Here is a 25,547-nt window from a genome sequence, read left to right as displayed (position 1 = left end):
TCAACTCCTCTTTCAGATTAACCTCATCTATTATATAATGAATAAAAATGATAAGCTAATTTAACTGTTTTTGATAAGGGGGGACCATGTTATGGCGTACCGTGACGAGAAGCTTCGTGAAGAGAAAGTATTTAAAGATCCGGTTCATCGCTATATCCATGTGCGCGATCGCGCGATTTGGGATTTAATCGGAACGCGCGAATTTCAACGCCTTCGTAGAATTAAGCAATTGGGCACGACTTTTCTTACGTTTCATGGAGCTGAGCATAGCCGTTTTAATCATTCACTTGGCGTATATGAAATTGTTCGCCGTATTCTTACTAATTTTGAAGGTCGCTCCAATTGGAATCCTGAAGAACGTTTGCTTTGTCTGGCGGCGGCTTTATTACATGATTTAGGACATGGTCCGTTTTCACACTCATTTGAAAAAGTATTTAAGTTGGATCATGAAGATTTTACCAAGGCTATTATATTAGGTGATACAGAAATTAATCAAATTTTACAGCGGGTTGAGCCTAAATTTCCTGAGAAAGTTGCCGAAGTTATCAATAAGACATACCATGATAAGTTAGTGGTCAGTCTGATCTCAAGTCAAATTGATGCAGATCGGATGGATTATTTACAACGTGACGCTTACTTCACTGGTGTTAGCTATGGTCACTTTGACATGGAGCGCATTCTTAGGGTAATGCGTCCGTTGGATGATCAAGTCGTGATTAAGCAATCTGGTATGCATGCTGTCGAAGATTATATTATGAGTCGCTACCAAATGTATTGGCAAGTGTATTTTCATCCGGTAAGCCGAAGCGCTGAAGTGATTCTTTCAAAAATTCTTCACCGTGTTAAACATTTACATAATCAGCACTATCAATTTAAGCAAGAACCGAAACATTTTTTGTCATTTTTTGCTGGGGATGTCACATTAACGGATTACATAAATTTAGACGAAACGATTGTTATGTATTATTTCCAAGCATGGATCAATGAGGATGATGTCATTCTCTCTGATTTATGTCGTCGCTTTACGAACCGAAAGTTATTTCAGTATGTTGAATTTAATCCAAAACAACAGATTAAGGAATCCATTGAGTTATTTCAGTTGTTTGAAGCCATCAATCTAGATCCGGATTATTATTTAGTGGTCGATTCTTCTTCAGATTTACCCTATGATTTTTATCGTCCGGGTGAAGAGGGAGAGCGTCTACCTATCTATTTATTAACACCTCAAGATGAATTGCAAGAGTTGTCTCGGGCTTCAGATATTGTTGAATCGATTTCCGGAAAAAAACGTACAGACCATAAGTTATACTATCCGGCTGATTTAATAGAGGCATTACCAGATGATCAACCGGAAAAAGCAAGAATTAAAGTATTACTAGGCTTAGAATAGGAGATGACAACATGTTGCTTAATCATGCGCGATTAGTGCGCTTTTTTATCGATGCAAATAGCATTGTTGGTAGAAAAAAATTGCAAAAAATGATTTATATCCTAAAAAAATTGAACCTTCCTTTTGATGAAAAGTTTGCTTTTCATTTTTATGGGCCTTATTCGGAAGAGTTAACTTTGCGAATTGAAGAACTATGTAATCTTGGATTTGTTTCTGAAGAGAAACAAGATAAAGGCCATTATTTGCAATACCAGTATACGGTGACAGATGCTGGCTTATCCTTTCTTGAACAAGCTCCAGATGATTTACCCTTATGTAAAGATGAAATCGAACTGTTAAAAGCACAAAGTTCTCGATTTCTTGAACTGGTGTCAACCATGTTATTCTTTGATGATTTACCTCCTGAAGAAGTAGAAAAGAAGATTCATCAAGTGAAAGCAAGTGTTAATTATAGTGATGCAGATATTAAAGAAGCTTGGCGCTTTATTGATCAACTAAAAGAAGGACGTGTTCATTAATGGACACATCCTTTTTTCTTTCACATGATATTAAAATGAATATCGATTCGAATAGCATTTCATGATCCAAAGCCAAAAACGTTTAAAACAAGATTATGGATTTAAGGGCTATTGATCAGAAAGCCTTTTGCCGCCCACTGCATAATGTTCACGCTTCATATCTTCAATAAATACAACGACTTTTTCTCTGTTAGCTCCTGTTGTCTCAACAACAGCATCGGTAACTTTTTCGACAAGGTCCTTCTTTTGTTGATCTGTCCGACCTTCAAGCATTTTTACTGTTACATACGGCATGGATGACTCACTCCTGTTCTTTTTTTATCACAGATAGCTTTCCGTAAAGCGCCCGACTTAGAATAGAAAGCAACGGTCAATCTCTTTAGCTGGGCGATAACGGATGCTAATGTCCTGATGCACACAACTATCAATCACGTAACGAAAAGTCAGACTCACCGTGTTTCTTTTGTTTGCCCTCTTCTGTGCTATTATTCTAAGTGTACCAGTTAGAATAGCTGAAATGCAATGATTCAATATGCTACAATAGTGTTGTTAAGGAGGTTTTTGAAATGACTGAAAAGAAAGAAAAACAGGCTTTTACAATTATGAAAGATGATTCAACTGATGGCCATGGTGGTTATGGTGTCGGTGCCATTAGTCTAGAAAATATTTCTCCTGTTATTATTGACCCCAATGAAAACCGTGCCTTTGTTGATATGGGGGCAATGCATGCGCGTAGTGAAGTGGAACGTCGGGTGAAATTTATTCCTGATAAAACAGAGGTTCCGAACGGCTTACTGTATTGGATCGTCTGGGTGACGGTTGAGTCTGGAGAAGAGGGTCCTTATTATCATGGTGTGGCTGCAAGTGAGATACGTGTTGATCGATCGATTAAACGTGCATATAAATCCATGCCTGAACATGTGACTCATATGGAAAAATCATTAAAAGGCCATGTGATGGTCGACCATATGGACCAAGCATCACGAGATCTTTTGGCAGATTTTCTACGTCAATTTAACCCAGAAATGTGGGGGCGTGCATCAGAACAATTGAAAGCTTCTCTTCCATTAAAAAAATAAGCTCTGGTCAGGCCTAGAGCTTATTTTTTAGTGAATCCTATCAATGATCGACTTGACAATATTGCTTAGGTTCAGTTCCTTCAATAAAAAACATTAGTCGGCTAACCGTGCAATGTTCACTACTTAATAAACCTGTAGTGGGATCGACATAAGCAGCTACAATCCCGGGAGGGGCAATAAAGCTAGTACTGCTTATTTGATCATGGCCGGACTCGATGGCATCACGCCAAATGCGTTTAGCCGCTTGAGTATTGTCAAGTTTTCGATTGTCGTCATACCCTGTCCATACACCAACGATCAATTCGGGACTATAGCCCACCATCCAACTATCGGTACCTGTTGTTCCACTTTTTCCGGCATAGTTACCACTTAATTCTTCACTAATTGAACCTCCAGTTACCGATAGATAACTGGACAGATTTGGATCGAACATACCCGTAAGCAGTTGATTGAGAATAAAGGTAACTTGTTCATCCAATACTTGTTCACCTAAATGACGATCCCGTTGATAAACATTCTGGCCTTCGTTGTTGACGATATGGTCTACCAGATAGGGATTCACTTGATGACCACCGTTCGCAAAGTGACTATAAGCAGCCACGATCTCCTCTACACTCAAAGAAGCGGTTCCCAACGCAAGGGCAGGAACAGAAGGAAGTGGGCTTGAAATCCCAAGTGAACGTCCGCGGTCTATAACAAGTTCTGGTGTTAAAAATAATTGTGTTTTTATGGCATAAATATTATCGCTGACAGCAAGCGCTTGTGCTAGGGTAACGGTATCATCGGCATAAGCATGATTGAAATTGCTTGGTGAGTAGCTGTCTCGATCATTGAATAAAAAGGTAGTGGGTTCACTCGTCAAAGTTGTTGCAGCTGTAAAACCATGTTCTAATGCAGTATAGTACAAAATCGGTTTAAATGTTGATCCAACCATCCTCTTTGCCTGAATGGCTCGATTATATGGGCTTTGATAATAATCAACACCACCTACCATCGCCTCGATTGCGCCCGTTGCTGTATTGGCCATTAGTGCGCCTACTTGGAGGTCTTCAATATGTCGCTGAATGGCTTGGTTAAGCGCGTCTTGATTGCTAGAGTTGATCGTTGTATGAATATGGTATCCTCCAATTTGATCTTCTTCAAGTATTTGTGATGATTCCGCTATAGCAAGATCAGCCACATAACCAAATTGCTGATCGTGGAGCGGGTTCGCTATGATTTCGAGTTGTTCACGTGTAGCTAAATCATATGCTGTTTCATCAATAACATCTGTGCGTTTTAATGTTTGAAGAACATTTAATTGTTGTTGTTTTGCTCTGTCGAAATGATCAAGTGGTGAATATGCATTTGGACGATTAGGAATGGCAACAAGCATAGCGACTTCAGCCGTTGATAATTGTTTAGTTGATTTACCGAAATAAAATTGACTTGCTGTCTCAACACCATAAATACCATGGCCATAATAGATGGTGTTCAAATAGCCTTCTAATAATGTGTCTTTATCATAGTGTTGTTCAAGACGAAAAGTATAAAAAGCTTCAGCAAGTTTTCGCATCCATGTTTTCTCATGTGATAAATAAAGATTACGTGCGTATTGTTGTGTAATTGTGCTGGCACCTTCAGCTAAGTTTTGTTGACGAATATTTTCTAATAATGCCCCGCCGATCCGTTTTAGGTCAAATCCCCGATGTTGATAAAAATTTTGATCTTCAATGATTAGGGTTGCTTCAATTAATTTGGGATTGATTTGATCAAGAGCGGACCAGAGTCGTTCACCCTCAGGGTACACGGAGCCAAGTAATTTCCCTTCATTATCATAAATCATGATCGGTTGATCGTTTAGTTCAGGCTTTCCTAATAAGAAAATCGTTGTTAACAGCGTTATAAATCCAATGATTAATCCCCAGCTTATCCATAGTCCTAAGCGTTTGTGCATGATGATCCCCTCCTTATTGCGTATTCAAAAAGGAAATAAAAGAATGGTTAACGGTAAGGCAATAAAGTTCTACTTTCATTAAGATCACGCCCTATTTGATCAATCGCTTTATTACCGCTTTGACTAACTGCTTATTGGCATGATCACTTATCCAGTATCACTTTTTTTAGTAAATTTAATCAAAAATGCTTGCTTTTTCATTAAAAAACTCTAAAATAAATGTGTTTCTAGTCAAAATAGAGCACATGTTAAGATAGATAAAAAGGAGTCGATAAAATGGATTTATGGTATACAGAAAAACAAACAGAGACGTTTGGTATTACAGCTAAAGTTAAACGAACATTAGCAGAAGAACAAACAGACTTTCAAAAATTAGATATGATTGAAACAACCGAGTGGGGAAATATGCTTGTGTTAGATGGTATGGTGATGACAACTGAAAAGGATGAATTTGTTTATCATGAAATGATTAGTCACGTTCCCTTATTTACGCATCCAAACCCAAAACATGTTCTTGTCGTTGGTGGGGGAGATGGTGGTGTCATTCGAGAAGTATTGAAGCATTCGACGGTTGAAAAAGTCGTTTTGGTTGAAATTGATGGTCGTGTCATTGAAGCATCGAAAAAACACCTACCTTCTATTGCTGGTGCTTTAGATGACCCGCGTGTGGAAGTAAAGATAGCTGATGGTTTTATGCATATTGCAGAAAGTGAAAATGCTTATGATGTCATTATGGTAGACTCAACTGAACCGGTTGGTCCTGCAGTTAATCTCTTTACAAAAGGCTTTTATGCGGGTATTAGTAAAGCATTAAAAGCGGACGGTATTTTCGTTGCACAATCAGATAATCCATGGTTTAAGGCGGATTTAATTGAGCAAGTTTTCAAAGATGTTAGAGAAATTTTCCCAATTACCAAACTGTATACAGCTAATATTCCGACATACCCAAGTGGGCTTTGGACGTTTACCATGGGCAGTAAAAAGTATCACCCATTAGAAGATGTTCGTCAGGCTGAGTTAGCGTCAAAATATTATACGCCATCCATCCATTATGCGAGCTTCGCTTTACCTAAATTTGTCGAAGATTTAACGAAGTAAGGAGTGATCTTAATGCAGTTTGATCAGGCGTATTCTGGAAAAGTGTTTATTATGTCTCAACCCGATTTTAATCAAGCTAAAGCAGTGATTTATGGGATGCCAATGGATTGGACGGTAAGCTTTCGCCCAGGCTCTCGATTTGGTCCCAATCGAATTCGTGAAGCTTCAATTGGATTAGAGGAGTATAGTCCGTATTTAGACAGGCATCTAGAACAAGTCTCATATTTTGATGCCGGTGATATGCCCCTTCCATTTGGGAATGCTGAACGTAGCTTAGCTGAAATTTATCAGCACGTTACCACATGGTTAGAAAAGGATAAGTTTCCTTTAGGGCTTGGTGGTGAACATTTGGTTACATGGCCAGTCGTGCAAGCGGTCTATAAAAAATATCCTAGCGTGAAAGTGATTCATATTGATGCACATGCGGATTTGAGAGAGGAATATGAGGGAGAAGCATTATCTCATTCTACTCCAATTCGAAAGATTTGTGATTTAATAGGTGCCCCTAACGTTTATTCATTCGGGATTCGTTCGGGTATGAGAGAAGAATTTACTTATGCCAAAGAAAGTGGGATGTATATGGCAAGGTATGAAGTAGCTAAACCATTATCAGAAGTATTGCCGGATTTAGCTGGTTCAGACCTATATATTACGATTGATATTGATGTTCTTGATCCCGCTTATGCGCCAGGAACCGGCACGGCAGAAGCAGGAGGGATCAGCGCTAAAGAATTGCTTGAAGCGATACATCTATTAGCGAACGCCAATGTTAATATTGTAGGTGCAGATTTAGTTGAAGTTGCACCAGCCTATGACCCAACAGAGCAAACGGCTATTCTAGCAAGTAAATGTGTGCGCGAAATGTTGCTAGGTTGGGTTAAATAGAACGAATAGTGAGAAGTAAATAGGATACGTGAAGACGAATGAGGGTATGAACCAAACTACTTTTCATTCGTCTTTAATCATGTTAGGAGCATGTTAACGAAGAAATAGGGTTTGAAAGTCCTTAGTATAAAATGAACCTTCAATCAGGCGGCGCTGTTATCACCTTACCTCTGTTTTCTATTTTGATAGGGGTGTTTTACGGACGGTTATCTATGATAAAAATAATCCAATAAAATAGAGAAGTAATTAAACTCTAGACATGTTGTGCGAATATTTAACTGCCTTTAGATGTGCGCCCCAAGTTAGGTATAGTCAAAAAATTTAAAGAAAAAATATTAATACCCTTGTGTTTAACTGAAATCATTTCTATACTTAAACGTACTGATAACATTTAAGGATGGTCATATGCATAAAGAGAAATGTTTTGTTAAAATAACATTGCAGACTGAAATTGTTGAAGATAATGATCAACAATTAACGTGTGTTGAAGCTAATGGAGAATGGTTTCAATCAAACTCACAATCGGTGATTCGATTTATAGAGCGAATAGAAGATCAACCTGAAGTGAGCACGATGATAACGATAAAACCGGAGAAAATAACGATTAAACGTTCAGGTGCTGTTGAAATGACACAGCAGTTTATGCGGCAGAAAAAAACGGAGCATATGTATCGACATCCGTACGGCGCTATTCATGTGGAAACATATACTGAAAGGATAGACTATCAACCTTTAACACCAACTCGCGCAGGGGAACTTGTCCTGCATTACACGACAAAATTAAATCAACAAGCTGAACGTCAACATAAAGTAAGACTGACTATTGAGGAGGATAATAGATGAGTATTGTACAGGAGATGCAAGATCGTTTAAAAGCAGAAATTAAAAAAGCGGTTTTGAAAGCAGAATTAACCACAGAGGACCAAATACCTGATATTATTTTGGAAAAACCAAAGGAAAAAAGTCATGGAGATTATGCAACTAATATTGCTATGCAACTGGCACGTGTTGCTAAAAAAGCGCCACGTCAGATTGCTGAACAACTTGTTGAAGCCATAGATAAATCTGAAGCTTCGATTGACCAAGTTGATATAGCAGGGCCAGGTTTTATTAATTTCTTTATTGATAACAGTTATTTGACACGTTTAGTTCCTTTGATTTTAACTGAAGGAGACAACTACGGCCGTACCAACACAGGTTTAGGTGAAAAGGTTCAGGTCGAATTTGTCTCGGCTAACCCGACAGGAGACTTGCACCTTGGACATGCTCGCGGTGCTTCAGTAGGCGATACCCTAAGTCATTTGTTAGATGCTGCTGGTTTTGAAGTGGAACGTGAATACTATATAAATGATGCTGGAAATCAAATTAATAATTTAGCCTTATCTGTTGAGGCCCGCTATATGCAAGCGATTGGTAAAGACTTCCCTATGCCAGAGGATGGCTATCATGGTAAGGACATTATTGCAATAGGTGAACAACTTGCAGCAACATATGGAGAAAAGTGGGCGGATAAACCAGAGCATGAGCGGAGAGCTTTTTTCCGTGAACATGGGTTAAAGTATGAGTTAGACAAGTTGGCCAAAGACCTGTCTGATTTTCGTGTTTCTTTTGACCACTGGTTTTCTGAGACGTCGCTTTATGATGAGGGGAAAATTGAACCGACGTTACAATTACTTGAAGAAAAAGGTTTTACATATAAGGATGAAGGTGCAACATGGTTTCAAACCACAGCTTTTGGCGATGACAAAGATCGCGTGCTTGTTAAGAATGATGGTTCATATACGTATTTAACACCAGATATCGCTTACCATAAAAATAAGTTAGATCGTGGATTTAATAAATTAATTAATGTGTGGGGAGCAGATCATCATGGTTATATTCCACGCATGAAAGCAGCTATTCAGGCACTTGGACATGATGAGCACACATTAGAAGTTCAAATTATCCAAATGGTAAACTTGTTTGAAAATGGTGAGAAAGTGAAGATGAGTAAACGGACCGGTAAAGCAGTCACCCTTCGTGAATTAATGGAAGAGGTTGGCATTGATGCGATGCGCTATTTCTTTGTGATGCGATCGAGTGATGCGCATTTGGATTTTGATATGGACTTAGCAAAATCAGAGTCTAATGATAATCCCGTATATTATGTTCAATATGCACATGCGCGGATCTGTACATTGCTTAAGCAAGCTGAAGAAAAAGGTTTCCAAGTTGATTTGAATCATTTAGCGGAGCACTTAATGACAGATAAAGCAGAAGACGTTTTAAAGCACCTTGGTGATTTTCCGCAAGTGATCGCTGATGCTGCCGTCAATCGGACACCACATCGCTTGACACAATATGTGTTTGATTTAGCAGCGCGTCTCCATAGCTACTATAATGCAGAAAAAGTACTTGAACCGAACCAACCTGAAAAGACGAAAGCTCGGTTAGCCTTAATGCAAGCGGTACGTATCACTCTTGCTAATGCGCTTCGCCTCATTGGCGTTGATGCGCCTGAAAGCATGTAAAAGAAATAGAGGCTCATGTGAATCGATGAAGCCTTCATAGATACGCCTTTTGATGATAAAGAGACCGTTCACCATTGGCGGTCTCTTTGTCAGTCCCAATGGTGGCTGAATTTTCTAAGTGTTAGTCTAGAAAGAAAAACAATGCAATTTAGCTTTGTATACGTTAACATAGAGTAAAATAATCAAAATTAAAGAGGTGCTAGAAAAATGCAGAAATTAGTATTTTTTGTTGGAGTAGCAGGGACTGGAAAAACGACGGTAGCAGAGAGGATAGCAGAGAAGATACCGTGTGCATTTCTTGACCGTGATACAGTCGGTGGTCGCTTTGTCGAACATTTTCTTGAGCAACAAGGACTCGATAAGAACGATCGAGATTCCAATTTTTACAAAGAGAACCTTCGTGATCTTGAGTATGATGCAACGAAAGATATTTGTATTGAAAACTTACGTGTCGGGCAAAATGTCTTTATGATTTCACCTTTCACAGCTGAATTGAAAAATAAGGACTGGATTGATCAAGTACTAACTGCAGCAGGAAAAACAAAGCAACAAGTCGATGTTAAAGTGATTGTGGTAACGTTACAAGACATAAAACAACAAAGAGAACGGATTGAAGATCGAGGAACAGTAAGGGATACTTGGAAACTAAACAATTGGACGAATTATGAATCACGTGTTAATTTTATACCAACGATTAACTGGGCTATTCCTGATGATCACATTCATATATTTGATAATTCAGGTGATTTAACTGTGGCGAAGATCGATCAGTTAATCCGCTTTGTCGAAGCATAAATAGTGATGGTTTTGCACAAGATGGAATTAATATTGCATTTTAGATTGCATACCCATATAATGTACTGGAGACATATGAGTAGACCAAAATAAAGTTCTACATACTGATAGAACAATAATTCAGATAAAGGGAGTGCTTTGACGGTGAGCTTAGCCGAATTAAATCTTGATGAACAACAAGAACATTCAATGATTGAGTTAGCAACGAAGATACTTGAAAGAGAAAATAAAGCATTAAATTATAAAGAACTATTTGACGAAGTTGCTGAGCTAAAAGGTTTTTCAAAAGTTGAAAAAGAAGCTTACATTGCGCAGTTTTATACCGATCTTAACCTTGATGGGCGTTTTCTTACAATAGGATCAGGCCAATGGGGCTTAAAAATATGGTATCCTGTTGAACAAATTGATGAAGACATAACAACTGAACCTAAGAAAAAGAAGAAAAAGAAAAAAAGAAAAACAACAAAGAAAGAAGTTGAACCTTCGATTGATGAGACAGATGAAGATCTAACCGAAGTCCCACTTGATTTTGTCGAAGATAGCTATGATGATGATGAAGATGAAATTGATCTGGGTGATGATATCGCAGAAGAGGACCTTGAAGATAGCTTTGATGAAGATGAAGAAGACTATGATGAAGACTTGGAAGAAGATGAAGATGAAGAAGATGAAGAAGATGACCGTAAATAAAAAGACGCTTGACTTTTTTTGCGTCAGTGCGTAATATTTTATTTGGGCTCTACGAAATAATGTTAATATTATTTTACGTCCCCCTAATTCATTAGGGGGACGTTTTTGTTTTATCACGGATAACCGTCGGTAAAACCCCCGCCTCAAAATAGAGAACAGAGATCATCTATTAAGGCGGGAGACGCTAATGCCTGATTCACTCAACTAACCATCAGTAAGTGGGTAAGATCGTAGGCTAAAACCGCCACATCTTTAAGAAGGATTACAGACTAAGACCGCCACGTCCTGTGGCGACGTCTGCATAACCTACATCCTGTAGGCCCACGTCTGCATAACCTACATCCTGTAGCCCTCCGCCCACTTTGAAGGTTCGTTTTTAAGTTAGGAATTTAGCGAGATGATCTTATATTAATCATAGGGTATTCATAATGTATATATTCATGAGATAAGGTAGATCAATCTAGGAATAGTAATAACGATAATATTTATTGCTAGCATAGATTTGATAACCTTGGAGATTATACAGGAAAACGAAAAATATTTAGAAATGGGGAGCGGATGATATATGGCAAAGTATATTTTTGTAACTGGTGGGGTTGTGTCATCGATTGGAAAGGGAATCGCTGCAGCATCGTTAGGACGACTATTAAAAAATCGAGGTTTAAATGTAACGATTCAAAAGTTTGATCCATATATTAATGTCGATCCAGGAACAATGAGTCCTTACCAACATGGAGAGGTGTTTGTTACTGATGATGGTGCAGAAACGGATTTGGATTTGGGTCACTATGAACGATTTATTGATATCAATCTATCGAAATACTCTAACATAACGACAGGTAAAATTTATTCTACGGTTATAAAGAAAGAAAGACGTGGTGATTATTTAGGAGGAACCGTTCAGGTTATTCCGCATATTACCAATGAAATAAAGGATAAAGTCTTTCAATCAGCTGAACAGAGTAATGCAGATGTGGTTATTACCGAAATTGGCGGAACCGTTGGCGATATTGAGTCACTACCGTTTCTTGAAGCAATCCGACAAATTAAAAGTGATATCGGTAAGGAAAATGTCATGTATATTCATACGACACTTGTTCCATATATTAAAGCGGCAGGGGAATTGAAGACCAAACCAACACAGCATAGTGTAAAGGAACTTCGTTCACTTGGGATTCAACCAGATGTCATTATCCTGCGTTCAGAAATGTCTGTTAGTAAAGAAATGAAAGAAAAGATAGCACTGTTTTGTGACATTAATGAGCGTAATGTTATTGAATCAACAGATGCAGCAACGCTTTATCATATCCCTTTATCATTGCAAGCACAAGAATTAGATCAAATTACGTGTGATCATTTTGGTTTGACTTGCCCAGAGGCAGAAATGAATGAGTGGAAGGAGCTTGCCAACAATGTTCAAAACCTTAAGCGCAAAACGACAATTGGCTTAGTTGGTAAATATGTTGAATTGCCGGATGCCTATATTTCTGTTGTTGAAGCTTTAAAACATGCTGGCTATCCTCATGATGTTGATGTTGAAGTGAAGTGGGTGAACGCTGAAGAAGTCACTCCTGATAATGTGAAAGGTTATTTAAATGATGTCGATGGTATCCTTGTACCCGGAGGATTTGGTGATCGAGGTATTGAAGGGAAAATTGTAGCGATTCGCTATGCACGTGAAAACCAAGTACCATTCCTCGGCATTTGCTTGGGCATGCAACTCGCAACGGTTGAGTTTGCTCGTCACGTATTAAACCTAGAGGGAGCGCACTCGGCTGAGATTGATCCAAGCACACCGCATCCAATTATTGATCTATTACCAGAGCAAAAGGATATAGAGGATATGGGTGGTACGCTTCGTCTTGGTTTGTATCCTTGTCGCTTAATGGACGATACCAAAACAAAAGCTGCTTATCATGGAGAAGACCTTGTCTATGAGCGTCATCGTCATCGCTATGAATTCAATAATGAGTATCGTGAAGCGATGCAGGCTGAAGGCTTTATCTTTTCTGGGACAAGCCCAGATGGTAGACTGGTGGAAACGATCGAACTAGCTGACCATCCGTGGTTTGTTGCATCCCAATTTCATCCTGAGTTTAAATCAAGACCGACAAGACCACAAGAGTTATTCTCTGGATTTATCGGTGCGATTGTAAAATAAAGCGATCATGGGTACCACCACTTTAATCACCGATCACTTCAACTATTTATGCTTTAAAAGCAAATAGCAGGTGATGCGAATAAAGTGGTGGTTCTATTATGGTCGTATAATAAATGGTTCTTTGTCAAATGACGTTGGTGAGAATTTTTGCCGGCAATTTTATAGATGAATTTCACAAATATTCAAGTCGGATTATGCTGCTTGAATGTTTGTTTGGTTAGGTGCATTTTGGGCTGATTTCGATTCAATAGATCTTAACTTAGCTATCTACACGTAAATTCATACGGGTTCGGTCAGGAAATGATGAGACTCCTGCAGGAATAGCACGAGCTGAAGATCCACTCATGTGCGCGTTTTGTGCGCACATGAGTTAGCTGAAGCCGTGCCTGCGGAAAGCGAATCACTGGATGACCGAACCCATTTCTATTTTTAGAGAAATAGAAAAGACGTTAGCGAAAGTCTATCCCCATTTCACAAACGCATGAAATGGAGAATTCCCTTCACCAACGTCAAATAGTATACAACCATAATAAATAGCGGTGGGGAGCATATGCAGCGCTGTCACACACACTTTTCAACCTACTGCGTTATATTATTCGCGTGATTTGTGTTTAATCCAGGGATTTGCAGGATAATACTCGATAAACCACGAATATTACAAGTGTAAAGCATGATTAAACAAAATTCGGAGGGGATATGATGGACAAAAGTGTCTTAATTGTTGATGACCAAAAAGGAATTCGCTTTTTATTAGAAGAAGTTATTCGAAGTGAAGGCTATCGGGTCAGTAGTTGTCAAGATGGTCAGTCAGCTATTAAATCAATAGAAAATCAACCGCCAGACTTATTAATCATTGATTATCGGTTGCCAATGATGAATGGGGGTAAAGTGATTGCCCACTTAGAGGCACAAGGTTATCAAATCCCAACAATTGTAATGAGTGGTCTTGTAGATGAAATTAAACCAAAAATAGAGGGTTTTAACTCCGTAAAAGGTTATTTTTCTAAACCATTTAATATACTAGAAGCCAAAAACCAAGTTAATCAACTTTTGCAGGATTAAATTGACAAAAAAACCTTTCATTTCTAATTATCGTATAAAAACTTTAAAAAAAGTAATGATATTGTTAATTTTTTTCACAGAAAACGTTTACATACGACAAGTTTTGTTGCACCTATTTAATGAAATTGGTATGCTAATAGAGTATCCAATCAACCGTTGTAATTGACTGGCTATATGAGCATGTTCAAAATCCTTTTTGGACCGGCTTTATACTTACAAAATTTTTCTTAACTTTTTAAGGAGGAACAATCATGCCATTAGTATCAATGACAAAAATGTTACAAGACGCAAAAGCAGGGAGTTACGCAGTAGGACAATTCAACATTAATAATTTAGAGTATGTTCAAGCAATTTTGCAAGCTGCCGAAGATGAAAAATCTCCAGTAATTCTAGGTGTATCTGAGGGTGCTGGCCGCTATATGGGTGGCTACGGCGTTGTCGTAGCAATGGTTAAAGCGGTAATGGAAGCGCAAGGAACAACCGTTCCTGTTGCGATTCACTTAGATCATGGTTCAAGCTTTGATCAGTGTGCAAAAGCGATTCATGCAGGCTTTACTTCTGTTATGATTGATGCATCTCATGATCCATTTGAAGAAAATATTGCTACTACATCTAAAGTAGTTGAACTTGCTCACTTACATGGTGTTTCTGTTGAAGCAGAACTTGGTACTGTTGGTGGACAAGAAGACGATGTTGTAGGTGATATTATCTATGCTGATCCTAAAGAATGCCAAGAGCTAGTAGAGCGTACAGGTATTGATACGTTAGCTCCAGCACTTGGATCTGTTCACGGTCCATACAAAGGCGAGCCTAACTTAGGATTTAAAGAGATGGAAGAAATTGGTTCTGCTGCTGAAGTGCCACTTGTACTGCATGGTGGTACAGGTATTCCAACAAAAGATATTCAAAAAGCGATTTCTTATGGTACATCTAAAATTAACGTGAACACTGAAAACCAGATTCAACAGGCTAAAGTGGTACGTGAAGTCTTAGAAGCTAATCCAGAAATGATTGACCCACGTAAATATTTAGGCCCATCTCGTGATGCAATTAAAGAAACAGTTATTGGCAAAATGCGTGAATTTGGTTCTTCACAAAAAGCATAAGTTTTTTCTAAGGTTACCCATCTGGGTAGCCTTTTTTTATCACAGATAACTGTCCGTAAAACACCTTCCTTAAAATAGAGAGTAGAGCAAATCAATTGAGGTGGGTGATAACGGACGGACGCTAATGTTCGTTTTATAAGCTCGTAATAGTAAATAAGCCTGTTGTGTTATGAATTAGCTTACCGCCATAATACAAGTTGTCAACGTATGACAATTATGATGGTTTGTAACATAAATTACATATAACCTGTTACATTCGTCGCAAATCATGTAAAAATTACTCCCTATTCATCTTAAAGGTAGATACAAATGATAATTGTTTGTATAATAGAGTCAGTATGTTAATTTACGCATTAATCTAAAATAGACGTATAAACTAACAGTAACTATAAAAGACGATTATTTAATAAAGTGAGGCTATTATAATATGCAAAAATTATTTGTAGAGGGTGGAACGCGACTAAAAGGTGAAGTGCGAATTGGTGGCGCTAAGAATAGTGCAGTGGCTTTATTGCCAGCGACTATTTTAGCGGATTCAGAAGTCGTGATCGAAGGGCTACCAGATATATCAGATGTAATAACATTAAGTGCCTTGTTGGAAGAGATTGGTGGAACAGTAAAACGTGATGGTGAGGCCGTATATATTGATCCATCATCAATGACAGCGATGCCGCTTCCTAATGGAAAAGTGAAGATGTTACGTGCCTCATACTATTTTATGGGAGCGATGCTTGGTCGATTTAAACGGGCAGTGATTGGATTGCCAGGCGGGTGTCACCTTGGTCCCCGACCTATCGATCAACACATTAAAGGATTTGAAGCCTTAGGGGCTCAAGTTACCAATGAACAAGGAGCTGTTTACATACGGGCAGATCAGCTAAAGGGAGCGAGAATCTATTTAGATGTTGTCAGTGTTGGAGCAACGATTAACATTATGTTAGCAGCTGTAAAAGCAAAAGGGAAAACAGTCATTGAAAACGCAGCTCGCGAACCTGAAATTATTGATGTTGCAACGCTTCTGACAAGCATGGGCGCGAAAATTAAAGGAGCAGGAACGGATATTATCCGAATTGAAGGTGTTGATACTTTAACAGGTTGTATGCATACGATTATTCCTGATCGTATTGAAGCAGGTACCTACACGATAATGGCAGCTGCGCAAGGTGAAGAAGTGCTTATTGATAATGTCATACCACAGCATCTTGAACCATTATTAGCTAAGTTAAGAGAGATGGGTGTGCAAATAGAAGAAGGAGAGGAACAGTTAAGGATAAGATCAACATATCCACTGACCGCTGTAGATATTAAAACACTGGTACATCCAGGGTTCCCAACAGATCTGCAACAGCCCTTTACTTCATTATTGACACAAGCAGAGGGAACATCTATTGTAACAGATACAATTTATAGTGCACGCTTTAAACATATCGATGAATTAAGACGTATGAATGCGACAATAAAGCTAGAAGGTGCGAGTGCGATTGTAACAGGTCCTGTCAAATTACAAGGGGCTAAAGTTCGTGCGAGCGATTTGCGAGCTGGAGCAGCTTTGATTATTGCCGCTTTACTCGCAGAAGGCGTAACAGAGATTACCGGTTTAGAGCACATTGATCGTGGTTATGAGCAACTAACTGAAAAATTAACAAAGTTGGGTGCCAATATCTGGCGTGAAGAAATGACAGAACAAGAAATTGAGCAATTTCAAAATTAAATGATCATTATGAGGTGTTCAAAAAGTTTGGTGTATGCTAGCGATTAATGAGTAGAAGTCCTCTATAAAAAGGGAAGATCGATTTTATAGGAATGGAAAGTACCTGCTTTTTGAACAACCTTTATCACAGATAGCCGTCTGTAAACTGCCGGTTCAACATACAATGCAGTGGTCAAGCTAATTGCCGAACGGTAACGGTCACTAATGCCCTGATTCACTCAACTATCAATTAGTGGGAGAACAACGCCCACTGATAGGCTAACCATATATGATATAAAAATGTGTGATTACGCACAAACTTGATTGGGGAAAGCACACCTGTATCCACTAAGTATTTCCTCTCTTTATACACTAAATTTTCACAAAGTGGTTGAATAATTGCTGTAAAAAGAGTACGATAAACATAACTACGTTGTACTTCTGGATTATCTCTCGATCGGAGCTCTTCTGATTTAACAAATCCCAATATAAACCGATAATGCAAAAAACAATAGGATAGGTGTGATGACTACGTGTCTGAAGTAACAATTTCACAATTGGAAGAAATGACTTTAAAGGATCTTTATACAAAAGCTAGAGAATTTAAAGTGTCTTATTATGCAAAATTAACGAAACGAGAACTTATATTTGCAATTTTAAAAGCGCAAGCAGAAAAAAGTGGTTATTTATTTATGGATGGTATATTGGAAATTATTCCATCAGAAGGGTTTGGATTCCTCAGACCGATTAATTATTCTCCAAGTGCAGAAGATATTTATATCTCAGCTTCTCAAATTCGTCGTTTTGATTTAAGAAACGGTGATAAAGTGTCTGGAAAGGTACGCCCGCCTAAAGAGAATGAACGTTATTATGGATTATTGCATGTGGATGCTGTGAATAGTGAAGATCCAGAATTAGCTAAAGAACGTGTTCATTTTCCTGCATTAACCCCTCTTTATCCAAATCGAATGATGCAACTGGAGACCGAATCTAAAGATATTTCTACTCGTATAATGGATATGATAACACCAGTTGGTTTTGGGCAGCGTGGTTTAATCGTGGCACCACCTAAAGCTGGTAAAACCATGTTATTGACTGAAATTGCAAATAGTATTACGGAGAATCATCCTGATGTTAAACTTATTATTTTACTTGTTGATGAGCGTCCGGAAGAAGTAACCGATATAGAACGATCGGTTAATCCAAATGTCGATGTTGTTAGCTCAACATTTGACGAAGTACCAGAAAATCATATCAAGGTATCTGAATTAGTGTTAGAACGTGCGTTACGCCTTGTCGAACATAAAAAAGATGTCGTCGTGTTAATGGATAGCATTACCCGACTAGCAAGAGCTTACAATTTAGTTATTCCACCAAGTGGTCGAACATTGTCAGGTGGTATTGATCCAGCAGCGTTTCACAGGCCCAAGCGTTTCTTTGGGGCAGCACGTAATATTGAAGAAGGTGGAAGTTTCACCATTCTTGCGACCGCCCTTGTGGAAACCGGATCTCGAATGGATGATGTTATATATGAAGAGTTTAAAGGGACAGGGAATATGGAACTTCATCTTGATCGGTCACTTGCTCAACGTCGTATTTTCCCTGCGCTTGATTTGCTTCGTTCAAGTACACGGCGTGAGGAACTATTACTTTCTAAAGAAAAGCTTGATATGATATGGTCAATTCGTAAAGGTATGCAAGACTCACCTGATTTTCTCGAGCGTTTCCTAAGAAAGATTCGCTCAACTAAATCAAATGAGGTATTTTATCAACAACTTACCGAAGAAATGAAACGAAAAGGGACGCTGCGTAAATCTTAATTTTGCCTTTCAAAAAGTGTTAATAGGTATTTTTAATCACAGATAACTGTCCGTAAAACGCCAGCTGATTAATGGTTCGTTTTATGGTGTTAATAAACGCTCGGTTGAGCTGCGTAAACTTGAGTTTTTCTAAGACTAACTATTGCATTGTCCAAGTGACACTGTTATAATTTTAAAGTGTGCAAAAGGGTAGCTTGAATCCGTTGCTAGAATGGTCTCAAGTATACTGAAATTAACTCTGTTTCCAAGGGATTCAGGGCAGAAGGAGTTGTAAAGACATGAGAGAAAATATTCATCCGGAATACAGAAAAGTTGTATTTCTTGATACAAGCTCTGACTACAAGTTCTTAAGCGGATCAACCAAAACATCTGATGAAACGATTGAATGGGAAGACGGTAATACGTATCCTTTGATCCGTGTTGAGATTAGTTCAGAATCTCATCCGTTCTACACAGGCAAACAAAAAGCTGACAAAGCTGGTGGCCGTGTGGATCGCTTTAAGAAAAAATATAACATTAACTAGAATTGTTAGTTAGTATAGACGGCCATCCCCATTTAGGGATGGCTTGTCTTAATCCTTTTTTCATCTAATATTAGGGTTATGCTCTTGATAAGAGTTAGTTTACATGACATAAAACAGGCGAACGCATCTTTATATGCCTGTTTTTTGTTTTAATTTCTAGGGTGGAAAATAAGTGAGTAGAGGGTTGATTTGTGGGGCAATTGATTTATTAGCAAACCACTCTACTCGTTTAATAAGTGATGGAATCAAGGGATAGGTTATACTAAAAAAATAACTTAATTTACTGTAATGATAAATAGAGATTGATGCTATCCTTTCGATATTGAGGAGGAACGAGATCGTGTACATCATGAAGCAAAGTGGATGGGTTGAACTCATCTGTGGCAGTATGTTTTCAGGGAAATCGGAAGAACTTATTCGTCGCGTGCGTCGTGCTACATACGGTCATTTGTCAGTTAGGGTTTTTAAGCCGGCTATTGATGACCGCTACCATGAGGAGTCTGTTGTTTCACATAATGGCAATTCCATATTAGCTCGTCCAGTTACTTGTGCTGCTGAAATTATTGAGCAAATGAACAGTGATATCGATGTGGTCGGTATTGATGAAGTTCAGTTCTTTGATGAGGCTATTGTTGATATTATTGGACAATTAGCAGATCAAGGTTACCGCGTTATTGTTGCTGGTTTAGACACTGATTTCCGTGGAGAACCATTTGGGGTCATGCCACAACTGATGGCATTAAGTGAATCGGTGACGAAATTAAATGCTATTTGTACAAAGTGTGGCTCACCAGCTAGTCGAACACAACGATTAATAGATGGACAACCGGCATCTTATCATGATCCTGTTATATTAGTCGGAGCATCAGAGTCGTATGAACCACGCTGTCGTCATTGCCACCAAGTGCCAAACAAACCTAAGGTTGAGATTGAAATTAAACCAATTGAACAGGAGAAGCGCTAGAAATTTTAGCGCTAGGTCACAAATCTTTGTGACCGATTTATTATTGCACACGTTCACGGCTTTGAGCGTGTGTTTTCTCTGGTGATATACGATACGATATGAAACCACGCTGGCATTAAATGGTGATGGTCCTCTATACTAAGATTATTGATTTTGACGCTCCATGCGCACTATTATATAATAAAGATTAGGACTTAATTAAATGAGGTGGAACCTGTGCTTGACAAATTACAAACGTTAGAAGCGCGTTATGAGAAATTAAATGAATTATTAAGTGATCCGGAAATTATTAGTGACACAACAAAATTACGTGAGTATTCAAAAGAGCAAGCAGATTTATCTGACATTGTTCAAGTGTACCGTCAATATAAAGATGTTTCTGAGCAGCTGCAAGGCGCCAAAGAGATGATGGCTGAAGAATCTGACCCGGATATGAAAGAGATGGTTCAATTAGAAATGGAAGAGCTTGAGCCACAAATCCCTGAACTTGAAGAGAAGTTGAAAATTTTACTTTTACCTAAGGATCCAAATGACAATAAGAGTGTTATTATGGAAATTCGAGGGGCTGCTGGAGGAGATGAAGCAGCGTTATTTGCAGGTGACTTATTTCGTATGTACAATCGTTATGCAGAGGCTGAAGGTTGGAAAGTCGATGTAATGGAGTCCAATTCTACTGGGGTAGGCGGATATAAAGAAATTATTTTTATGATTGATGGAAAAGGGGCTTACTCTAAGTTGAAATATGAAAGTGGTGCCCATCGTGTCCAACGTGTTCCCGAAACAGAATCTGGTGGGCGCATTCATACGTCTACAGCCACTGTTGTTGCTTTACCTGAAACTGAAGAAGTCGAAGTTGATATCCAGGAGAAAGATATCCGTGTAGATACGTTTACTTCAAGTGGCCCAGGTGGACAAAGTGTAAATACAACGATGTCAGCTGTGCGACTAACACATGAGCCTACCGGTATTGTTGTATCAATGCAGGATGAGAAATCACAAATCAAGAATAAAGAGAAAGCAATGAAGATTTTGCGTGCCCGCATTTATGATAAATATCAACAAGAGGCTCAAGCAGAATTTGATCAAAACCGTAAATCAGCAGTGGGGACGGGTGATCGATCAGAACGAATTAGAACATATAATTTTCCGCAAAATCGCGTGACAGATCATCGCATAGGTTTAACGATTCAAAAGTTGGATCAAATACTTGAAGGTAAGCTAGGTGAAATCGTTGACGCATTAATTATGGAAGAGCAAACAAGTAAGATGGAACAGATTGGTGAGTGAGTATGAACTTGACGATTCAAGAAGTCCTTAATAGGGCTTTTCTTTTTTTACAACACCATCATCGTGAACCCAAAGTAGCAGAGATTCTGTTACTGCACCACCTCCAATATTCGAAGGCCCAATTGTTGATGGAATTAAGAACATCGGTTCCTCAAGCGATATATCAGGCTTTTCAAGCAGATTTACAGCAACATGTTGATACAGGCATTCCTGTTCAACATTTAACAGGGGTTGAACAGTTTTACGGACGAACATTTACTGTTAACCAGCATGTCCTTATTCCTAGACCTGAGACGGAAGAGCTCGTTCAATATGTGTTAGGCGAAGTTAAGCAACGAAGCCAGCCACTCCGCGTGTTGGATGTCGGAACGGGTAGTGGCGTGATCGCAATTACTTTGAAATTGGAGCTGCCATCTTTAGCCGTCGAAGCTGGTGATATTTCAGCAGATGCATTAGCAGTGGCCCGTTTAAATGCTGAAGCCTTAAAGGCCGATATCACATTTCGAGAGAGCGATTTTTTGTCAGAATGGCTAAATCAAGGTGAGCAGTTTGATTTAATTGTTTCTAACCCTCCTTACATTTCATGGAGTCAGCAGGATGACTTAATGGATACGGTTAAAGATTTTGACCCGGAACTGGCTCTATTCGCTGATCAAGATGGTTTAGCTGCTTATCAACAAATTATTAGTAATGCACCGAGGCTTTTAGCTAAACAAGGTTGTCTTGCGTTTGAAATAGGCGATCTACAAGGTAAACAAGTGCAGGCGCTTATAAAAAATACGTTTCCAAAAAGTGATGTGGCGATCATTAAAGATTTAAATGGGAAAGACCGGATTGTTTTTGCAAAAAAACGAGTTTAAATTCTCCTCAACTTGTTGATACTTAAGATAAAGTTAAAAACGAGAGGGGAACAAACCATGCCATTCCTTGTTCAAGCCATTATTACTATTATTCTATCAATATTCAATCTATCAACTCAGTTGCCTTTGTCTGATTATCAAGTCATTCCAGATGAGGCTATCCGGTTGCGAATATTAGCGGAAAGCGATGGAGAAGAGGATCAACTGATTAAGCATCAAGTTCGTGACGCGGTTAATGCTGAAATTACCGAATGGGTTTCAGATTTAACCGATATTGAAGCAGCACGTGCTATCATTCAAGACCGTCTTGATGATATCGAGCAAATTGTGGCAACGACACTGAATGGATTTGATGCTACGATGTCTTATCAAGTAGAGTATAATGACCACGTTGCTTTTCCGGCCAAATTGTATGATCATTATGTTTATCCTGCTGGCGAATATGAAGCCATTTTAATTACATTGGGTGAAGGTCAAGGTTCAAATTGGTGGTGTGTATTGTTTCCTCCCTTATGTTTTCTTGATTTTTCAGCTGGGACAACGGTAGAACCAGAGGATACTGAGGATGAGCAAGAATCTGTCAACGTTTCTTTCTTTTTTCTAGAATGGTTTCGCTAATCTAGCATAGTATGTCTCTATCTTTCATAGAATAGATTAACTAAGAATGATTGGGAGGGAAGAGACATGCATATGATTCGGTTGCAATCGGTTAGTGAGCTTAACGATACGCCATTTGAACAGGTTTCAAAACGGATAAGTGGAGATCAGCAAGCTTATTTGATAAAAGAGCATCAACAAGCGATCGGTTTTTTTGCACTACATCCATTAGATGATCAAGTGACGAAGTTAACCACATTTGTGATTACAACATTAGATCAGTCAGAGAATCTTGTTGAAATGTTTTACAAAATTATAGAAATTGCAGAAGATAACCACATGCATTATCTCGTGGTTGAAACGGACCATCAAGATATTATTGAGTTATTAACATGGATTGGGTTTAAGCATTGGAAAGATGAATGTAATACTTGGGGATATTCCTGTGGGTAACGACCGATGTTATCCACTTTTTTTGTGGATAATTAATTTCCAATTGATTTACTTGTTAAAAATCCAATATACGGCTAAAATAATTAATTAGTTATTAACAAAACGGATAAGAAAAAGTATGCAAAAGGATCGATTGTGGATAAGTTGTGTGTAACTTGTTGATAATCTTTGCATAATAACATTGAATGAGAAGGAAGTGAAGGCAATCATGTCAGGGCATACAACTTTTTTAATGTGGAATGATCAGTCTATTGAGGAAGCAGCTCAATTACTAAGAGCGCAAGAAGTGGTTGCTTTTCCAACAGAGACGGTCTATGGATTAGGTGCAGATGCATCTCAAGAGGATGCGGTAGCAAAGATTTTTCAAGCAAAAGGGCGTCCTGCTGATAATCCATTGATCGTCCATGTTGCTGAAATAGATCAAATTGCTCGTTATACATCAACGATTCCAATAATAGCTGATAAATTAATTAGGGCTTTCATGCCAGGTCCACTTACTGTTATTTTGCCAAGTAATGGAACGATTGCAACGAATGTAACAGCTGGTTTATCAACTGTAGGTATTCGTATTCCTGATCATCCTGCAGCTCGTGCAATTATAAAAGCTGCTAATTTACCTATTGCTGCACCAAGCGCAAACTTATCAGGTAAACCTAGCCCAACCAGTGCTATCCACGTTTTTCAAGATTTAAATGGCAAAATAGCAGCTATCTTTGATGGTGGAACAACGGGAGTCGGTGTGGAGTCAACCGTTGTTGACTGTACTGGTGATGTGGCGCGGATATTGCGTCCTGGTGGAATTACACGTCTGCAAATTGAGTCTGTATTAGATCAAGTGGTTGAAGAGGCAACTAGTGATCAAGACGATGCCAAACCTCAAGCGCCTGGAATGAAATATACACATTATCAACCTGAGGTTCCGTTAATTTTAATTGCCGGTGATCAACATTTTTTTAAGCAAAAGATTATCGATTATCAACGTGAAGGTAAAAAAGTGGGGCTTCTTGTTAGCGAAGAGTTAGCTAGTTTATTAAGAGCGGATCAAGTGCAGATGTGTGGCTCAGTTGCTGACCTGTCTACTGTAGCTGCTCAATTATACCAATCCTTAAGGGGGTTTAAAGAAAGTGATGTCGATGTCATTTTAGCCGAGTGTTTTCCAGAAGAAGGGATAGGCCAAGCGATTATGAATCGTTTAAAGAAAGCGGCCACGTCTATCATAGATAACCGTCCGTAAACCCCCCTCAAAATAGAGAGTAGAGCAAATCTATTGTGGTGGGTGATAACGCACGCTTCACTCAGTGGGCGAAGGACGAAGCTCCCGCGGATTGAAGGTTCGTTTTATAGAGTTACCGAGGGAATAGAAGCATAGAAATCTGTTATTTTTCTGGCTTAAGATACATAAGATGGAGTAGCCTGTCCGTTTAAGGAGGATATTTCATGCTTGATTCAATAGCCGCCCAATTTTTTATTGCCTTTGCTTTAGGACTCGATGCTTTTTCGGTTTGCTTGGGCATTGGCTTACAACAAATCCGTCTCAAGAAAATTGCTGTGATTGGGCTTTGGATCGGTTTTTTTCATATTATTATGCCGCTAATCGGTCTTTTATTAGGTTCACTTCTCTTTGAACGCGTGGCTAATGTGACAGAAACAATGAGTGGACTGCTCCTTTTTGGATTAGGTACTTATATGATTATTCATACATTTGGTGAGCACTACCATTATCAACAACGGCAAACAACATTGAATGTTACGGCTATTATTTTGCTTGCTTTTTCAGTAAGTATTGATAGCTTCCCAGTAGGAATAAGTTTAGGAATGTCGGGGATTGAAGCAACATTAACGTTGTTAATGTTTGGGGTGATAACGACCACATTGACTTGGCTAAGTTTGTTAATTGGCAAGAAGGTACAACGTAATATAGGCCGGTCATTTGATTGGTTAGGTGGTGTGATTCTCTGCTTTCTTGGTCTATATATTATATTTTAAAGGTTGTATACTATTTGAATGGTGAAGGGAATTCTCCATTTCATGCGTTTGTGAAATGGGGGTAGACTTTCGCTAACGTCTTTTCTATTTCTCTAAAAATAGAAATGGGTTCGATCATCCAGTGATTCGCTTTCCG

Annotated in this window: 24 protein-coding genes; 22 read left to right on the top strand and 2 right to left on the bottom strand. The window is 38.7% G+C overall.

What is annotated here, in order from left to right:
• The first annotated feature begins 91 nt into the window (after positions 1-91).
• Both JOE23_RS05385 and JOE23_RS05380 read left to right on the top strand, forming a co-directional pair.
• Positions 92-1,390: an HD domain-containing protein gene (locus JOE23_RS05385; protein ID WP_204436301.1), complete on the top strand. Its 1,299-nt coding sequence runs from the start codon at positions 92-94 to the stop codon at positions 1,388-1,390.
• An 11-nt stretch (positions 1,391-1,401) separates the two neighbouring features.
• A complete protein-coding gene (locus JOE23_RS05380; RefSeq protein ID WP_204436299.1) occupies positions 1,402-1,908 on the top strand; it encodes a YwgA family protein in 507 nt (168 codons plus the stop codon).
• A gap of 108 nt (positions 1,909-2,016) precedes the next feature.
• On the opposite strand, the gene JOE23_RS05375 is transcribed toward JOE23_RS05380, so the two are convergent.
• Complete coding sequence (locus JOE23_RS05375) at positions 2,017-2,202, bottom strand: 2-hydroxymuconate tautomerase (protein WP_204436296.1); 186 nt, start codon at positions 2,200-2,202, stop codon at positions 2,017-2,019.
• Between the two features lie 272 nt (positions 2,203-2,474).
• Between JOE23_RS05375 and JOE23_RS05370 the strand changes: the two genes are divergently transcribed.
• Positions 2,475-2,987, top strand: coding sequence for a YwhD family protein (locus JOE23_RS05370; protein ID WP_204436294.1), 513 nt, complete (start codon positions 2,475-2,477; stop codon positions 2,985-2,987).
• Positions 2,988-3,027: 40 nt separating this feature from the next.
• Here the strand turns inward: JOE23_RS05370 and JOE23_RS05365 are convergent, their stop codons facing one another.
• Entirely contained in the window at positions 3,028-4,923 is a 1,896-nt protein-coding gene (locus tag JOE23_RS05365; RefSeq protein WP_204436292.1) for a transglycosylase domain-containing protein, read from the bottom strand.
• 276 nt (positions 4,924-5,199) lie between these two features.
• Between JOE23_RS05365 and speE the strand changes: the two genes are divergently transcribed.
• The 19 genes from speE (at position 5,200) to JOE23_RS05270 (ending at position 25,411) form a co-directional block, all read left to right on the top strand.
• Positions 5,200-6,021, top strand: coding sequence for a polyamine aminopropyltransferase (gene speE, locus JOE23_RS05360; protein ID WP_204436283.1), 822 nt, complete (start codon positions 5,200-5,202; stop codon positions 6,019-6,021).
• A gap of 12 nt (positions 6,022-6,033) precedes the next feature.
• Complete coding sequence (gene speB / locus JOE23_RS05355; RefSeq protein WP_204436279.1) at positions 6,034-6,906, top strand: agmatinase; 873 nt, start codon at positions 6,034-6,036, stop codon at positions 6,904-6,906.
• A gap of 405 nt (positions 6,907-7,311) precedes the next feature.
• Positions 7,312-7,749 carry a YwiB family protein gene (locus JOE23_RS05350; protein WP_204436277.1) on the top strand — a complete coding sequence of 146 codons (438 nt, stop codon included), beginning with the start codon at positions 7,312-7,314 and terminating at the stop codon, positions 7,747-7,749.
• Positions 7,746-9,416: an arginine--tRNA ligase gene (gene argS, locus JOE23_RS05345; RefSeq protein WP_204436276.1), complete on the top strand. Its 1,671-nt coding sequence runs from the start codon at positions 7,746-7,748 to the stop codon at positions 9,414-9,416. The genes JOE23_RS05350 and argS overlap by 4 nt, the downstream gene beginning before the upstream one ends.
• Positions 9,417-9,623: 207 nt before the next feature.
• Entirely contained in the window at positions 9,624-10,211 is a 588-nt protein-coding gene (locus JOE23_RS05340; protein ID WP_204436275.1) for a P-loop nucleotide/nucleoside kinase family protein, read from the top strand.
• Positions 10,212-10,355: 144 nt separating this feature from the next.
• On the top strand, positions 10,356-10,901 hold the full coding sequence (rpoE, locus tag JOE23_RS05335; RefSeq protein WP_204436274.1) for a DNA-directed RNA polymerase subunit delta: 546 nt from the start codon (positions 10,356-10,358) through the stop codon (positions 10,899-10,901).
• 565 nt (positions 10,902-11,466) lie between these two features.
• Complete coding sequence (locus tag JOE23_RS05330) at positions 11,467-13,062, top strand: CTP synthase (protein ID WP_204436273.1); 1,596 nt, start codon at positions 11,467-11,469, stop codon at positions 13,060-13,062.
• Positions 13,063-13,761: 699 nt separating this feature from the next.
• Complete coding sequence (locus JOE23_RS05325) at positions 13,762-14,124, top strand: response regulator (protein WP_204436270.1); 363 nt, start codon at positions 13,762-13,764, stop codon at positions 14,122-14,124.
• Between the two features lie 251 nt (positions 14,125-14,375).
• Positions 14,376-15,230: a class II fructose-bisphosphate aldolase gene (locus tag JOE23_RS05320; RefSeq protein ID WP_204436268.1), complete on the top strand. Its 855-nt coding sequence runs from the start codon at positions 14,376-14,378 to the stop codon at positions 15,228-15,230.
• Between the two features lie 427 nt (positions 15,231-15,657).
• Positions 15,658-16,941 (top strand): UDP-N-acetylglucosamine 1-carboxyvinyltransferase, encoded by a 1,284-nt coding sequence (locus JOE23_RS05315; RefSeq protein ID WP_204436266.1) that lies wholly within the window; start codon positions 15,658-15,660, stop codon positions 16,939-16,941.
• Between the two features lie 512 nt (positions 16,942-17,453).
• Complete coding sequence (gene rho / locus JOE23_RS05310; RefSeq protein WP_204436264.1) at positions 17,454-18,740, top strand: transcription termination factor Rho; 1,287 nt, start codon at positions 17,454-17,456, stop codon at positions 18,738-18,740.
• A 278-nt stretch (positions 18,741-19,018) separates the two neighbouring features.
• On the top strand, positions 19,019-19,264 hold the full coding sequence (locus JOE23_RS05305) for a type B 50S ribosomal protein L31 (protein WP_204436263.1): 246 nt from the start codon (positions 19,019-19,021) through the stop codon (positions 19,262-19,264).
• Between the two features lie 340 nt (positions 19,265-19,604).
• Entirely contained in the window at positions 19,605-20,228 is a 624-nt protein-coding gene (locus JOE23_RS05300; protein WP_204436262.1) for a thymidine kinase, read from the top strand.
• A 216-nt stretch (positions 20,229-20,444) separates the two neighbouring features.
• Entirely contained in the window at positions 20,445-21,515 is a 1,071-nt protein-coding gene (gene prfA / locus JOE23_RS05295; RefSeq protein ID WP_204436261.1) for a peptide chain release factor 1, read from the top strand.
• Between the two features lie 2 nt (positions 21,516-21,517).
• Positions 21,518-22,375 carry a peptide chain release factor N(5)-glutamine methyltransferase gene (gene prmC / locus JOE23_RS05290; protein ID WP_204436260.1) on the top strand — a complete coding sequence of 286 codons (858 nt, stop codon included), beginning with the start codon at positions 21,518-21,520 and terminating at the stop codon, positions 22,373-22,375.
• A gap of 57 nt (positions 22,376-22,432) precedes the next feature.
• Entirely contained in the window at positions 22,433-22,993 is a 561-nt protein-coding gene (gene spoIIR, locus JOE23_RS05285) for a stage II sporulation protein R (RefSeq protein WP_204436259.1), read from the top strand.
• A gap of 66 nt (positions 22,994-23,059) precedes the next feature.
• The gene (locus tag JOE23_RS05280; protein ID WP_204436258.1) at positions 23,060-23,425 is read left to right on the top strand and encodes a hypothetical protein; all 366 of its coding nucleotides are present in this window, start codon (positions 23,060-23,062) and stop codon (positions 23,423-23,425) included.
• A 208-nt stretch (positions 23,426-23,633) separates the two neighbouring features.
• Positions 23,634-24,659, top strand: a complete 1,026-nt coding sequence (locus tag JOE23_RS05275; protein ID WP_204436257.1) for an L-threonylcarbamoyladenylate synthase — start codon at positions 23,634-23,636, stop codon at positions 24,657-24,659.
• 203 nt (positions 24,660-24,862) lie between these two features.
• On the top strand, positions 24,863-25,411 hold the full coding sequence (locus JOE23_RS05270; protein ID WP_204436256.1) for a manganese efflux pump MntP: 549 nt from the start codon (positions 24,863-24,865) through the stop codon (positions 25,409-25,411).
• Positions 25,412-25,547: the final 136 nt, after the last annotated feature.

Source organism: Amphibacillus cookii, from assembly GCF_016908375.1.
Classification (GTDB): Bacteria; Bacillota; Bacilli; order Bacillales; family Amphibacillaceae; genus Amphibacillus_C; species Amphibacillus_C cookii.
The sequence above is the reverse complement of the archived record's forward strand: the minus strand, read 5'-3'. Positions and strand labels throughout refer to the sequence as shown.